We start from the raw sequence: 13,654 nt of genomic DNA, 5'->3' as shown, positions 1-13,654 counted from the left end.
CCTTTGGCGGGCGATCAGTAGCCTCAGCTCGAACACCGGATCGCCTACGCCTTGGAGAGATTGATGGAGCGTCCCGCCTGGGCCCCCCGGAGCATCGACATCTCGGTGCCCAGCGTGTCCCGGATCTACGACTTCTACCTGGGCGGTTCGCACAACTTCGAGGTCGACCGGGAGGCGGCCCGCAAGGCCATGGAGTTCATGCCGGGGCTCCCCAAAATCATGCAGGCGAACCGGGCGTTCATGCGCCGCGCGGTGCGCTTCGCCGTCGACGAGGGCATCACCCAGTTCCTGGACATCGGCTCCGGCATCCCGACCTTCGGCAACGTCCACGAGGTGGCCCAGACGGCGAGCCCCGGCGCGCATGTCGTCTACGTCGACCACGACCCGGTGGCCGTCGCGCACAGCCAGGCGGTCCTCGAGGGCAACGCCGGCACCGACGTGGTCGCGGCCGACCTGCGCAAGCCCCAGGAGATCCTCGCCGCCCCTCAGGTGCGGCGACTGATCGATCTGAACCGCCCGGTGGCGCTGCTTCTCGTTGCCATACTGCACTTCGTGGAAGACGCGGACGACCCGTACGGAGCGGTGGCCGAGCTGCGCGACGCGCTCGCGCCCGGCAGCCTGCTGATCCTCACCCATGCCTCGTACGAGGGAATCCCTCTTCCGGCGGAGCGGGCCGAGGGCACGGTGGGCGTATACAAGGACATTCGCAACCCGCTGATCATGCGCTCGCGCGAGAAGATCGCGCAGTTCTTCGAGGGGTACGACATGGTGGAACCCGGACTGGTGGCTATGCCGCGCTGGCGGCCGGACACCGCGCCGGAGGACGAGGATCCGTATGCCTTCTCCGGCTTCGCCGGCGTGGGGCGCAAGGCGTGAGCGCGGAGGAGCCGGACGGGCCGGAGGACAGACTGCGCCGGTTCGCGACGATCTGGAGCCGGGCGGTCTTCCCGGTGACCTCGACGTCGCTGACCCGGCCCGAGCTGGAGGAGCAACTGCTGCCGCTCGCCCGGCGGTTGAGCGAGGGGCTGCGGGCCAGGACCTTCCAGGCGGACGAGGCACAGGCGGTGGGCGCCGCGCTGGTCGCCGCGCACTGCACCGACCCGGAGGCGCTCAGCCGCACCCTGGACTGCGTCGACGCCTACCTGGTGCTGTACTGCGGCGGGGACGGCACGCAGGACCAACTGCGCGCGCGTTCCTCGCGGTTGCAGCACGCCATGGCCGCCGGGTTCGCCACGGCGCTGCGTGAGCGGACCCTCGTCGAGCAGGAGGCGATCTCCTCGGCCGCGCTGAAGGCGCAGGGCGTGGTGGCGCAGGCCCTGCACGCGACCGAGGCCCGCTTCCGCGCGGTCTTCGAGGGCGCCGCCATAGGCATCGGGATCGCCGACCTGGAGGGCAACATACTGCAGGTCAACGAGGCGTTGGTGCGGATGTTCGGCGGCGTCGAGCAGACGGTGCGCACCCGCAACGTGATGGAGTGGACCCACCCCGAGGACGCGCCCCAGATCTGGCGGCTGTACGAGGAACTCGTACGCGGCGAGCGCGAGCACTACCACGTGGAGAAGGCGTTCTACCGCCCCGACGGAACGGTCCTGTGGACCAATCTGACGGTCTCGCTGCTCCGCGACGCGGACGGCAACCCCGAGTACCAGCTCGCCCTGATGGAAGACACCACCGAGCGGCGGCTGCTCAACCTCCGGCTGCGCTACGAGGCGACGCACGACGCGCTCACCGGACTGCCCAACCGCACGCTGTTCTTCGAGCGCCTGGAGAAGGCCCTCACCGCGGGCGAGGGCCAGCGCTTCGGCCTGTGCTATCTCGACCTCGACGGCTTCAAGACCATCAACGACAGCCTCGGCCACGCGGCCGGCGACCGGCTGCTCGTCGAGGTCGCCGACCGGCTGCAGTCCTGCGCGACCGCGCCCGGCGAGATGGTCGCCCGGCTCGGCGGCGACGAGTTCGTGGCGCTGACCACCGGCACCGACACCGAGCGCGAGGTCGACGAGCTGGCCGCGCGCATCATGAACGCGTTGGTCGCCCCGGTCAGCGTCGACGGCCGGGAGCTGACCGTGCGCGGCAGCATCGGCATCGTCGAGGGGCCGGCGGGGGAGCGGAGCGCGGCCGAGGTGCTGCGCAGCGCCGACATCACCATGTACCGCGCCAAGTCGGCGGGCGGCAACCGCTTCGAGCTGGCCGACGCCGAGGCCGACGCCCGCGCCATCACTCGGCACGGGCTGACCACCTCACTGCCGACGGCCCTGGACCGCGGCGAGTTCTTCATCGAGTACCAGCCGCTGGTGCACCTCGGCGACGGCAGCGTCCGCGGCGCCGAGGCCCTGGTGCGCTGGCTCCATCCGCAGCACGGCGTCCTCAGCCCGGACCGGTTCATTCCGCTCGCCGAGCACACGGGGCTGATCGTTCCGCTGGGCCGCTGGGTGCTGGAGCAGTCGGTGCGCCAGGCCCGCGAGTGGCGGGAGCGGTACGGCGCGACCGGGGCCGGTGGCCCGCTGCGCATCAACGTCAACCTCTCGCCCTGCCAGCTCACGCATCCCGGACTGGTCCAGGACACCGTCGACATCCTGGAGCGCGCGGGCGTCGCACCCGACGCGCTCTGCCTGGAGGTGACCGAGTCGGCGTTGATCGGCGCCGACGACGCCCTGCTCAAGCCGCTGCGCCGGCTGGCCGAGATGGGCGTCGATATCGCCCTGGACGACTTCGGCACCGGCTACTCGAACCTCGCCAATCTGCGCCGGCTGCCGGTGAGCATCCTCAAGCTGGATCGGTCCTTCACCCAGAGCATGCAGCGCTTCCCGGCGGACTCCGTCGACCTCAAGATCGTCGAAGGGATCGTTTCTCTCGCCCACAGCCTGAACCTCGCGGTGACGGTGGAGGGCGTGGAGACGGGCGCTCAGGCCGAGCAGCTCCGGATACTGGGCTGCGACACGGCCCAGGGCTGGTACTACGCCCGCCCGGGCCCACCGGAGCGGCTGCACGAGCTGGCGTTGGTCGACGCGACGGGGTGAGCCGTCACGGTCGTACGGCCTCGGCCACGGTCGTGGGGGGGGGGGGCGGCCCCCCCCCCGCGGCCGGGCGGGGGCGGGGCGGGCGGGGCGTGTGGAGGGGAGCGGGGGGGGGGGGGGGCCCCCGCCGGGGGGGGTGTCCCGTTGGGGGGTTGGGCCGCCCGGCGGGGTTCCCCCTTCCGGGTCTCCGGCCCGCCCCCCGGGGGGGGGGGGGGGCCCCCCGCCCCCCCACGGCCGTCGACCGGGACTGCTGCGGCCAGGCGATGACGAGGACCGCGGGCGGGGCGTCCAGCACCGGCCGGTAGACGACGCCGGGGCGCGGATAGCGGGCGGCGACGGAGGCCGGCAGGAGCGGGACGGCCTCGCCCAGGCCGACGAGCGTGAGCAGTTGGGCGAGGTCGCGGCCCCTGCTGCGGGTCGCGCGGAGGTACGGGCCCACGGTGCCGGGGTCCAGGCCAAGGCCGGCGAGGGTCAGCTGCTCGTGGGCGGCGAGCGGATGCCCGGCGGCGAGCGCCGCGACACGCGGCTCGGTGGTCAGCGCCTCGGTGTCCAGGCCGGTGCGGTCGAACGGCTCGTAGATCAGCGCCGCGTCGGCTTCGCCCTGGCGCAGGAGTCCCGGCTGTTCGAGCCAGCCGCTCAGCTGGATTGAGACCGGGACGGCTGCCTCCTCCGACGCGTAGCGCGCCAGGATCGGTTCCAGCAGACCCGCGTCCCCGTCCGCTTTGACGGTCAGGATCAGTTTCGGCTCCGGGGCGGCCGCGCGCTGTGCTCGCCGTCCGGCGGCCTCCAGGGCATCCAGGGCGACCCGTGCCTCGTCGAGGAGCACCGTGCCGGCCGGCGTGAGGGCCACACTGTGGGTGGTCCGCTCGAAGAGGGTCACGCCGAGGTCCGACTCCAACTGACGGATCGCGCGGGACAGCGGCGGCGGGGAGATGCCCAACCGCTCGGCGGCGCGGGCGAAGTTGAGTTCCTCGGCGACGGCGACGAAGTAGCGCAGCGGGCGGGATTCCATGGTCTCTCCCTGGCCTCGGTATTGCCCTGAGGGTAACAAGCGGGAGCGGATCGATCCTTCAGTTCGGGGGCGCCAGCCAGCAGGCTCGACGGCATCCACTGAAGCATCCCCCTTGGAGCTCTTCATGATCGTCGTCACCACCCCGACCGGCCAGATCGGCCGACTGGTCCTCGACCGTCTCCTCGACTCCCCGGACGCCACTCCCGGCATCCGGGTCATCGCCCGTGACCCCGACCGTCTCCCCGCGCGCGTGCGTGAGCACGTCGAGGTCGTCCAGGGATCGCACGCCGACCCCGCCGTCCTGAAGGAGGCGTGCGCGGGCGCCGACCGCGTGTTCTGGCTGGTACCCCCGATGCCCTCCACCGACAGCGTCGAGGACCACTTCCACGCCTTCACCGGGGCCCTCTGCGAGGCCATCGGAAGCCAGGGCATCGAACGGGTCGTCGCCGTCTCCTCACTGGGCCGCGGCATCGCCGAGAACGCGGGCCAGATATCGGCGTCGCTCGCCATGGACGACACCATCGCGGCCACGGGCGTGCACTACCGGGCGCTGTGCGCGCCGTTCCTGATGGAGAACTTCCTGCGCCACACCGAGTCGCTCGCGACCGGGGGCGCGTTGCCCATAGCACTCGCCCCCGACCGCGTCCTGCGCACCTGCGCCGTCGCCGACATCGCCACCACAGCGGCCCGGCTCCTGCTGGACACCACCTGGACCGGCCGTGCCGACGTCCCGCTCGTCGGCCCCGACGACCTGACCCTTGAGGACATGGCGCAGATCATCGCCGACGTCCTGGACCGCCCCGTACACATGAAGCCGGTCACCAGCACAGACCAGAAGCAGATGCTCCTGAACCGCGGCATGAGCGAGGCCTGGGCCCAGGCATACGCCGACATGGTGAACGCCCAGAACGACCAGGGCCTGTACGGCGCCACAGCCCCGAGCACACCCGAGGAAGCGCCCACATCATTCCGCCAGTGGTGCGAGGAGGTACTCAAGCCAGCTGTATTGGCCTAAGTAAGACGCGCCCCATAGGGGCGCGGGGAACTGCGCGACCAGCCACAACGGCGCCGCAGACGACAAACGACCCATCGCTGCCCGCCCCCGCAGAGCGCAGCGTCACCGCTCCAGCAGCATCCGCTGCAACTCCCGCGCCGCCCGCGGCGGAGCCACATCACTGCGATGCGCCAGCGCAATCGTCCGATGCAGCCCGGGCCGGGCCAACGGCGTCACCCGCAGCCCGCGCCCGGCCCGCGTCGCCACCATGCGCGGCACGACGGCCATCCCCAACCCGGCCCGCACGAAGCCCAGGACCGCGTCCATCTCCCCGCCCTCCACCGCGAAATCCGGCTCGAACCCAGCGGAGCGACACGCGGCCACGGTCAGTTCGCGCAGGTCGTAGCCGTGCCGGAACATCACAAGCCGTTCGCCCTCCAGGTCGGCGATGCGCACGGTACGCCGGCCGTGGCCGGGCTTGGGGGCGTCCGGCGAGGAGACCACGACGAGGTCCTCGCGCAGCAACTCCACCGAGGTGAGCGCCGGGGAGGGCGTCGGCAGCGGCAGGACGATCAGCGCGAGGTCGAGGGCGCCGCGCGCGAGTTCCCGTACGAGATCGTGCGAGCCGCCTTCCTCGATCATCAGCCGGATGCCGGGATAGCGGTCGTGGAAGGCGCGCAGCACGTCCGGCAGCAGACCGGTGCACAGGCTCGGAGTCGCGCCCAGCCGGACCCGTCCGCTACGCAGCTGCACCAGTTCCTGCACCTCGTGCCGGGCCGTGTCCGCGTCGGCCAGGATCCGGCGGGCCAGCGGCAGCAGCGCCTCGCCCGCGTCGGTGAGCGTGATGTTGCCGCGCGCTCGCAGGAACAGATCCGCGCCCAACTCCCGCTCCAGCGCCTTGATCTGCTGCGACAGGGAGGGCTGCGCCACGTGGACCAGATCGGCGGCCCGGGTGAAGTGCCGGGTCTCGGCGACCGCCACGAAGTACTGGAGCTGCTGGAACTGCATAGCCCTACGATAGCCATCACCTATGGAATCGAGCCGGACCATGTCTTGGACCGATCGGCTGCCCGGGCCCTAGCGTCTTGAGTCATGGCTCTGGTAACGCGGACGGACCGACGGCCGTCCATGGCACGCACGGTGTGGGACAGCTCCGTCGGCAAGAAGACCGTGATGGCGGTCAGCGGGCTGATCATGCTGCTGTACCTGGTCGTCCACATGATCGGAAACCTGAAGATCTTCTTCGGGCCCGGCGAGTTCAACCACTACGCGCACTGGCTGCGCACCATCGGCGAGCCGTTCATGCACTACGAGTGGACGCTCTGGCTCATCCGTGTCGTCCTCGTGGTCGCGGTCGTCGCCCACGCCACCTCCGCCTACCAGCTCAGCCGCCGCGACATCAAGGCACGCCCCACCAAGTACGTGCACAAGAAGCCGCGGGCCAGCTATGCGACGCGCACCATGCGCTGGGGCGGGATCATCCTCGGCCTGTTCATCGTCTGGCACATCCTCGACCTGACGACCGGCACCGTGCACTCCGGCGGCTTCCAGGAGGGCCACCCCTACCAGAACGTCGTGGACACCTTCTCCACCTGGTACGGCAACGTCATCTACCTCGTCGCGATGCTCGCCCTCGGCCTGCACATCCAGCACGGCTTCTGGAGCGCCGCCCAGACCCTCGGCGCCGGCAGCCGCACCCGCGACCGCGCCCTGAAGACCACCGCCAACGCCCTCGCGCTGCTCCTCACAGTCGGCTTCATCGCCGTACCCGTGGGTGTCATGACTGGAGTCGTGAGCTGATGACCTACACCGACTACGAGACCGGCGCACCGGTCGTCGACACCAAGGCCCCTTCCGGGCCCGTCAACGAGCGCTGGGACAAGCGCCGTTTCGAGGCCAAGCTGGTCAACCCCGCCAACCGGCGCAAGCACACCGTCATCGTCGTCGGCACCGGCCTCGCGGGCGGCTCCGCGGGCGCCACGCTGGCCGAACAGGGCTACCACGTCGTCCAGTTCTGCTACCAGGACTCCCCGCGCCGCGCTCACTCGATCGCCGCGCAGGGCGGCATCAACGCGGCGAAGAACTACCGCAACGACGGCGACTCCATCCACCGGCTGTTCTACGACACCGTCAAGGGCGGCGACTTCAGGGCGCGCGAGTCCAATGTGCACCGGCTCGCGCAGATCTCCGTGGAGATCATCGACCAGTGCGTGGCGCAGGGCGTGCCGTTCGCGCGGGAGTACGGCGGTCTGCTCGACACCCGCTCCTTCGGCGGCGTCCAGGTGTCCCGCACCTTCTACGCCCGCGGTCAGACGGGCCAGCAGCTGCTGCTCGGCGCCTACCAGGCCCTGTCCCGGCAGATCGCCGCGGGCAACGTCGAGATGCACCCGCGCACCGAGATGCTGGACCTGATCGTCATCGACGGACGGGCGCGCGGGATCGTGGCCCGCGATCTGATCACGGGTCGCATCGACACGTACTTCGCGGACGCCGTCGTACTGGCGAGTGGTGGTTACGGAAACGTCTTCTACCTGTCGACCAACGCCATGAACTCCAACGCCACCGCGATCTGGCGGGCGCACCGGCGTGGCGCGTACTTCGCCAACCCCTGCTTCACCCAGATCCATCCGACCTGCATCCCGCGCACCGGCGACCACCAGTCCAAGCTCACGCTGATGAGCGAGTCGCTGCGCAACGACGGCCGGATCTGGGTGCCGAAGGCCAAGGGGGACACCCGGCCCGCGAGCCAGATCCCCGAGGACGAGCGCGACTACTACCTGGAGCGCATCTATCCGTCCTTCGGCAACCTGGTCCCGCGCGACATCGCCTCCCGCGCCGCGAAGAACGTCTGCGACGAGGGCAGGGGAGTGGGCCCCGGCGGACAGGGCGTCTATCTGGACTTCGCGGACGCCATCAAGCGCATGGGCCGAAAGGCCGTCGAGGCGAAGTACGGCAACCTCTTCGACATGTACCAGCGGATCACCGACGAGGATCCGTACGAGGTGCCGATGCGGATCTACCCCGCCGTGCACTACACGATGGGCGGACTGTGGGTCGACTACGACCTCCAGACCACGATCCCCGGTCTGTTCGCGATCGGCGAGGCCAACTTCTCCGACCACGGGGCCAACCGGCTCGGCGCCTCCGCGCTGATGCAGGGCCTGGCCGACGGCTACTTCGTGCTCCCGGCGACGATCAACGACTACCTCGCGCGCAACCCGCACCAGGAGTCCGTCACCGCCGAACACCCCGTTGTACAGGAGGTGTTGGCCGAGACCGAGGACCGGCTCAACCTTCTCCTGTCCGTCGACGGCGACCGCACTCCCGACTCCTTCCACCGCGAGGTCGGCGAACTCATGTGGGAGTTCTGCGGTATGGCCCGCACCGACTCCGGACTGCGCAAGGCGCTGGAGCGGATCCCGCAGATCCGCGAGGAGTTCTGGCGGCGGATCAAGGTGCCCGGGACCGGCGAGGAGTTCAACCAGTCGCTGGAGAAGGCCAACCGCGTCGTCGACTACCTGGAGCTCGCCGAGCTGATGTGCCTCGACGCGCTGCACCGGTCCGAGTCCTGCGGCGGCCACTTCCGCGAGGAGTCCCAGACCCCCGACGGCGAAGCCGCCCGCAGGGACGACGAGTTCACCTACGCGGCCGCCTGGGAGTTCACGGGCACGGGCGAGGCCCCGGCCCTGCACAAGGAAGACCTGGTCTTCGAGTACGTCCACCCCACTCAGCGGAGCTACGCATGAAGCTCACCCTGCGCGTCTGGCGGCAGCCGAACGCCGACGCCGACGGCGCCATGTCCACATACGAGGTCGATGGCATCTCTTCGGACATGTCCTTCTTGGAGATGCTCGACACGCTCAACGAGGAACTCATCCTCAAGGGCGAGGACCCCGTCGCCTTCGACCACGACTGCCGCGAGGGTATCTGCGGGGCCTGCTCGCTCGTGATCAACGGCGACGCCCACGGACCCGAACGCACCACCACCTGCCAGCTGCACATGCGGTCCTTCAAGGACGGCGACACGATCGACGTCGAGCCGTGGCGGGCTTCCGCCTTCCCGGTGATCAAGGACCTGGTGGTGGACCGGACCGCGTTCGACCGGATCATCCAGGCGGGCGGCTACATCACCGCCCCGACCGGCGCAGCGCCGGAGGCCCACGCGACGCCCGTGCCGAAGCCGGACGCCGACTTCGCCTTCGAGCACGCCGAGTGCATCGGCTGCGGCGCCTGTGTGGCCGCCTGCCCGAACGGCGCCGCGATGCTCTTCACCTCCGCCAAGGTCAACCACCTGAACGTGCTGCCGCAGGGCACGCCAGAGCGCGAAACCCGGGTGCTCGACATGGTGGCGCAGATGGACGAGGAGGGCTTCGGTGGCTGCACGCTTACCGGAGAGTGTGCCACCGCGTGTCCGAAGGGCATCCCGCTGGTGTCCATCACGAGCATGAACAAGGAGTGGCTGCGCGCGACCCGGAAGGTGACCGGGCGCTAGACGCCGCAGCTCAAGGAACGTTCGCCGACAGGGTGCGGACGGGCGGGACCGGGGTGGTGCTCAGGCCCGGTCCCGCCAGGCACCCCTGGCATTCAACAAGCCCACACCCGCTCTCCCTTCGCGGGTCACGCGCACGACGCCCGGCATAGGAAGAACTGTTGCGGCCGGACGTAGTGAACCGGCCAGCAAGCCGCTCAGCCGTCCCCGGCCCGTGTTCAGGAGAGTGCCATGACCGGCGTTTCCACGCTCGACCGCCCCCCGCAGCCGTCGGCGCCCACCCGCTACACCGTCACCGTCGCGCGAACGGAGGAGGACGTCCGGGCCGCGCAGCGGCTGCGCCACGACGTCTTCGCCGGTGAGATGGGCGCGCTCCTGTCCACCCCGCAGCCGGGTCACGACATCGACGCCTTCGACGCGTACTGCGACCACCTGCTGGTCCGCGACACGATCACCGATCAGGTCGTCGGCACGTACCGGCTGCTTCCGCCGGACCGCGCCGCGGTCGCCGGACGCCTGTACTCGGAGGGCGAGTTCGACCTCTCCGCGCTCGACCCGATCCGCCCGGGCCTCGTCGAGGTCGGCCGCTCCTGCGTCCACCCCGACCACCGGGACGGCGCGGTCATCGGCCTCATCTGGGCCGGGATAGCGCGTTACATGGTCGCGGGCGGCCACGAGTGGCTCGCCGGCTGCTGCTCCATCCCGCTCGCCGACGGCGGCGCCCTCGCGGCCGGCACCTGGGACCGGGTGCAGGACAAGTACCTGGCTCCTGAGGAGTACCGGGTCCGTCCGCTGCTGCCCTGGAGCGCGGAGGGCGTGGCACGTCCCGCCACCCGGACCGAGCTGCCGCCCCTGCTGCGCGGCTACCTCCGCCTCGGCGCCTGGGTGTGCGCGGAGCCCGCTCACGACCCGGACTTCGGGGTCGCCGACCTGTACGTGCTGCTGTCGATGCGCCGGGTCAACCCGCGCTATCTGAAGCACTTCCTCTCCCTCGTCCCGGCCTGATGAGCGTCCTGCGCACGGGACTGCCGCAGCGCCTCGGCCCGGCCGCGGCCGTCGGACGGACCTGGACCCAGCGGCGCGGGGCCGGGGCGACGGCCGTGCACCGCCCCGTCATACCGAGCAGCGCCTGGCTGCCCACCGCACCCTGCTCGCCGCAGATCTGTGTCACGTCCGTGCGGTCTCTGGCGGACGTGCCGCGCGCCGTGCTGCGGATCGTGGCGATGCTGTCGGTGCTCCTGTTCGGCATCATGCTGATGCCGGTGTTCGGGAGCTTCCCCGCGGCCCGGCGCGACGCGCTGGTCCGCTACTGGAGCCGGACCGTGGTGCAGGCGGCCGGCGTCCGCGTCCGCATCACCGGCGCGGCCGCGCCCACCGGGGGCATGCTGCTCGTCGCCAACCACATCTCATGGCTGGACATCCCGCTGCTCGCCGCCGTACGCCCGGCCCGCATGCTCGCCAAGGCGGAGATCCGGCAGTGGCCGGTGGCGGGCGGGCTCACCGCCGCCAGCGGCGCCCTGTTCATCGAGCGGGACCGCCTGCGGGCGCTGCCCGAGACGGTCGCCCGGATCGCCGAGGCGATGCGGGCGGGAGCCGCGGTCGTGGCCTTCCCGGAGGGCAGCACCTGGTGCGGCCGGGCTCAGGGACCCTTCCGCCGGGCGGTGTTCCAGGCCGCGCTCGACGCGGGCGTGCCCGTCCAGCCGGTCCGCCTCCACTACCGGTTCGACAACGGGCCGTCCAGCACGGCTCCCGCCTTCGTCGGCGAGGACTCCCTGCTCTCCTCGATGTGGCGGGTGGTCACGGCCCGTGGGCTCGTCGCCGAGGTCGAGATACGGGACGAGATCCCCGCGGGCAGCCACCCCGACCGCCGCGCACTCGCCCATGCCGCCCAGCCCGGCATGATGGGCGCCGAACTGGGCTGGGCCCACGCCGCCCTGATCTCCGAGGAGTCACGGGCACGCACGCTCGCCGTCTCGGCCAGGGGCTCCTCGCAGAGCCAAGCAGGAACGGAGGGTCTTCCCTCCGACGACTACGCGGAGGGAAGACTCGCCCGACCCGCGATCCGGGCGAGCCGCCGGTAGGAGTCCAGCAGGGCCTCCCGGTCGTACGTGCTCGTGGTGACCAGGACCTCCTGCGCGCCCGTCTCCTTGAGCGCCGTCTCCAGTTCGTCGGTGACCTGCTCCTCGGTTCCGGCGAGATGTCCGGTGAGGCCGGACTCGTAGAAGCCGCGCTCCTTGGTGGTCATGGCAAGGGTCTCGACGCGTTCGGCGGGTGGCAGGGGCGGGAAGATGCCGTGGGTGCGTGAGTGGGCCATCGACCAGGCCTCGGGGACGAGGAGGCGCCGGGCTTCTTCGGGGGTGGCGGCGACGGCGATGGTGCCGGAGATGACGACGTACGGTTCGCTCGCCCAAGGCGACGGGCGGAAGTGGGCGCGGTAGTGGTCGATGCCGCGCTGCATCTTGTCGCGGTTGCGCAGGTCGCCGATCACCATCGGCAGGCCCGCGCGGGCGGCGATCGCGGCGCCCTCGCCCATGGCCAGCACGAACGGCGGGACGGCCAGGCCCTCCGCGGGACGCGCGTGCACACCCGTCGGGGACGTACCGGTGAACCAGCTCAGCAACTCGTCGAGTTGGGCCGCGAAGTCCTCGGCGTCGTCCTTGTCGCGCCCCAGTGCCCTGCGGACGCCGTCCGTGAAGCCGACGGACCGGCCGAGACCCATGTCGATCCGGCCCGGGTAGAGGGACTCCAGCACCCCGAACTGCTCGGCCACGACCAGGGGCCGGTGATTGGGCAGCATCACACCGCCCGTCCCGACCCGGATCGTCCGGGTCGCCCCCGCCACGGCGGCGGCCAGCACGGTGGGCGCGGAACCGGCGACACCGGGGACGCCATGGTGCTCCGAGACCCAGAAGCGGTGATAGCCGAGCTCCTCCAGCTGCCGCGCGAACCGTACGGTGTCGCGCAGTGCCTCGGCGTTGGTGCCGCCCTCGCGGGTGCGGGAACGGTCGAGCACGGAGAAGCGGGTCGAGGCGATCAGGGAGCTCATACGGGGTTCAACGCCCGGGTGACGGTGGCATTCCCGCCGTCACCCAGGATGGCGCCCGGTCAGCTTTCGGGTCGCAGCAGGCCGCGCTCGTAGGCCTTGACCAGGTGCTGCGGTACAAGGTGACGGACGCCGTCGACCGTGACCGGAACCAGCTGCGCGGGCGTGGCCTTCCACTGGGCGCGGCGGTGCCGGGTGTTGCTGCGGGACATCTTCCGCTTGGGGACGGCCATGGGACTCCTTCTTCGCGAGCGGTGCGGGGTGCACCGGCGTGCACCCCGCGACGCTATATGAAAATGGATCCCATTAACAAACGAGGCTTGCCCCCTTGGCTAGAGTGAGGGCGTGACAGACAGCAACCACCGCCCGTTGGCCGTGTTCGATCTGGACAACACCCTCGCCGATACGGCCCATCGGCAGCGGTTCCTGGAGCGCAAGCCGCGCGACTGGGACGCCTTCTTCGCCGCCGCACCGCAGGACCCGCCGATCGCGGAGGGCGTCGCGCTGCTGCTGGAGAGCGCCGAGGAGTGCGAGGTCGTCTATCTGACCGGGCGGCCCGAGCGCTGCCGGCGGGACACGCTCGACTGGCTGGCGGCGCAAGGGCTGCCGGAGGGGCGGGTCTTCATGCGGCGCAACGCAGGGCGGGCGGGTGGGAGAAGAGGTGACTTCCGGCCCGCTCGGCACACCAAGCTGGAGATCCTGCGTCGCCTCGCCCGGGACCGGGAGATCAAGGTTCTCGTGGACGACGACGAGCTGGTGTGCGAGGACGCCGAACGGGCCGGGTTCACCGTCGTACGGGCGCGCTGGACCGCCCCTTCCGCCGCGCTGAAGGTGGCGCAGGAACGGGAGGGGCGGACCTGAGCGCCGGTGTCCGAACCTCAGCCCGGCTCGTCCAGCCGGAACCCCACCTTCAGGCCGACCTGCCAGTGCGCGATCTGCCCCTCCTCGATCTGGCCCCTCACCTGGGTCACCTCGAACCAGTCCAGGTTGTGCAGGGTCTGCGAGGCACGGGTGATGCCGTTGCGGATGGCCTGGTCGACACCGTCTGGCGAGGTGCCGACGATCTCGGTGACCCGGTAGATGTGGTTCGTCATGCGGG

General features: G+C 71.0%; 13 protein-coding genes and 1 pseudogene. 9 read left to right on the top strand and 5 right to left on the bottom strand.

Annotation, left to right across the window (positions count from 1 at the left end; translation table 11 throughout):
• Positions 1-63: 63 nt before the first annotated feature.
• On the top strand, positions 64-876 hold the full coding sequence (locus tag AB0I98_RS23735) for an SAM-dependent methyltransferase (RefSeq protein ID WP_362944825.1): 813 nt from the start codon (positions 64-66) through the stop codon (positions 874-876).
• Positions 873-3,020: an EAL domain-containing protein gene (locus AB0I98_RS23730; protein ID WP_362944823.1), complete on the top strand. Its 2,148-nt coding sequence runs from the start codon at positions 873-875 to the stop codon at positions 3,018-3,020. Before AB0I98_RS23735 ends, AB0I98_RS23730 begins: the two co-directional genes overlap by 4 nt.
• A 229-nt stretch (positions 3,021-3,249) precedes the next feature.
• Here AB0I98_RS23730 and AB0I98_RS23725 read toward each other — a convergent pair.
• A pseudogene (locus tag AB0I98_RS23725) lies at positions 3,250-4,029 on the bottom strand (LysR family transcriptional regulator); the annotation flags it as partial.
• Between the two features lie 124 nt (positions 4,030-4,153).
• Between AB0I98_RS23725 and AB0I98_RS23720 the strand changes: the two are divergent.
• Positions 4,154-5,044 (top strand): NAD(P)H-binding protein, encoded by an 891-nt coding sequence (locus AB0I98_RS23720; protein WP_362944821.1) that lies wholly within the window; start codon positions 4,154-4,156, stop codon positions 5,042-5,044.
• Positions 5,045-5,146: 102 nt separating this feature from the next.
• Here AB0I98_RS23720 and AB0I98_RS23715 read toward each other — a convergent pair whose 3' ends face one another.
• Complete coding sequence (locus AB0I98_RS23715; protein WP_362944819.1) at positions 5,147-6,031, bottom strand: LysR substrate-binding domain-containing protein; 885 nt, start codon at positions 6,029-6,031, stop codon at positions 5,147-5,149.
• A gap of 120 nt (positions 6,032-6,151) precedes the next feature.
• On the opposite strand from AB0I98_RS23715, the gene AB0I98_RS23710 reads away from it, so the two are divergent.
• The 5 genes from AB0I98_RS23710 to AB0I98_RS23690 all read left to right on the top strand — a co-directional run bounded on the left by AB0I98_RS23710 (position 6,152) and on the right by AB0I98_RS23690 (position 11,593).
• On the top strand, positions 6,152-6,823 hold the full coding sequence (locus AB0I98_RS23710; protein ID WP_210570884.1) for a succinate dehydrogenase: 672 nt from the start codon (positions 6,152-6,154) through the stop codon (positions 6,821-6,823).
• On the top strand, positions 6,823-8,769 hold the full coding sequence (locus AB0I98_RS23705) for a fumarate reductase/succinate dehydrogenase flavoprotein subunit (protein ID WP_362944817.1): 1,947 nt from the start codon (positions 6,823-6,825) through the stop codon (positions 8,767-8,769). The genes AB0I98_RS23710 and AB0I98_RS23705 overlap by 1 nt, the downstream gene beginning before the upstream one ends.
• Positions 8,766-9,515, top strand: coding sequence for a succinate dehydrogenase/fumarate reductase iron-sulfur subunit (locus AB0I98_RS23700; protein WP_362944815.1), 750 nt, complete (start codon positions 8,766-8,768; stop codon positions 9,513-9,515). Before AB0I98_RS23705 ends, AB0I98_RS23700 begins: the two co-directional genes overlap by 4 nt.
• 228 nt (positions 9,516-9,743) lie before the next feature.
• A complete protein-coding gene (locus AB0I98_RS23695; protein WP_362944813.1) occupies positions 9,744-10,517 on the top strand; it encodes a GNAT family N-acyltransferase in 774 nt (257 codons plus the stop codon).
• A 110-nt stretch (positions 10,518-10,627) separates the two neighbouring features.
• Positions 10,628-11,593, top strand: coding sequence for a lysophospholipid acyltransferase family protein (locus AB0I98_RS23690; RefSeq protein WP_362944917.1), 966 nt, complete (start codon positions 10,628-10,630; stop codon positions 11,591-11,593).
• On the opposite strand, the gene AB0I98_RS23685 is transcribed toward AB0I98_RS23690, so the two are convergent.
• Both AB0I98_RS23685 and rpmF read right to left on the bottom strand, forming a co-directional pair.
• Positions 11,542-12,558, bottom strand: a complete 1,017-nt coding sequence (locus tag AB0I98_RS23685) for an LLM class flavin-dependent oxidoreductase (RefSeq protein WP_362944811.1) — start codon at positions 12,556-12,558, stop codon at positions 11,542-11,544. The two genes, AB0I98_RS23690 and AB0I98_RS23685, sit on opposite strands and share 52 nt — an antisense overlap.
• Before the next feature lie 59 nt (positions 12,559-12,617).
• Positions 12,618-12,788: a 50S ribosomal protein L32 gene (gene rpmF / locus AB0I98_RS23680; protein WP_210569650.1), complete on the bottom strand. Its 171-nt coding sequence runs from the start codon at positions 12,786-12,788 to the stop codon at positions 12,618-12,620.
• Positions 12,789-12,900: 112 nt separating this feature from the next.
• Here rpmF and AB0I98_RS23675 point away from each other — a divergent pair, with 112 nt between their 5' ends.
• Positions 12,901-13,416, top strand: a complete 516-nt coding sequence (locus AB0I98_RS23675; protein WP_362944809.1) for a hypothetical protein — start codon at positions 12,901-12,903, stop codon at positions 13,414-13,416.
• Positions 13,417-13,433: 17 nt separating this feature from the next.
• On the opposite strand, the gene AB0I98_RS23670 is transcribed toward AB0I98_RS23675, so the two are convergent.
• A complete protein-coding gene (locus AB0I98_RS23670; protein ID WP_362944807.1) occupies positions 13,434-13,649 on the bottom strand; it encodes a dodecin in 216 nt (71 codons plus the stop codon).
• Positions 13,650-13,654 lie beyond the last annotated feature (5 nt).

It is taken from the genome of Streptomyces sp. NPDC050211, assembly GCF_040656035.1.
Classification (GTDB): Bacteria; Actinomycetota; Actinomycetes; order Streptomycetales; family Streptomycetaceae; genus Streptomyces.
Note: the sequence above shows the minus strand (reverse complement) of the source record. Positions and strands in the feature narration are given on the sequence as shown.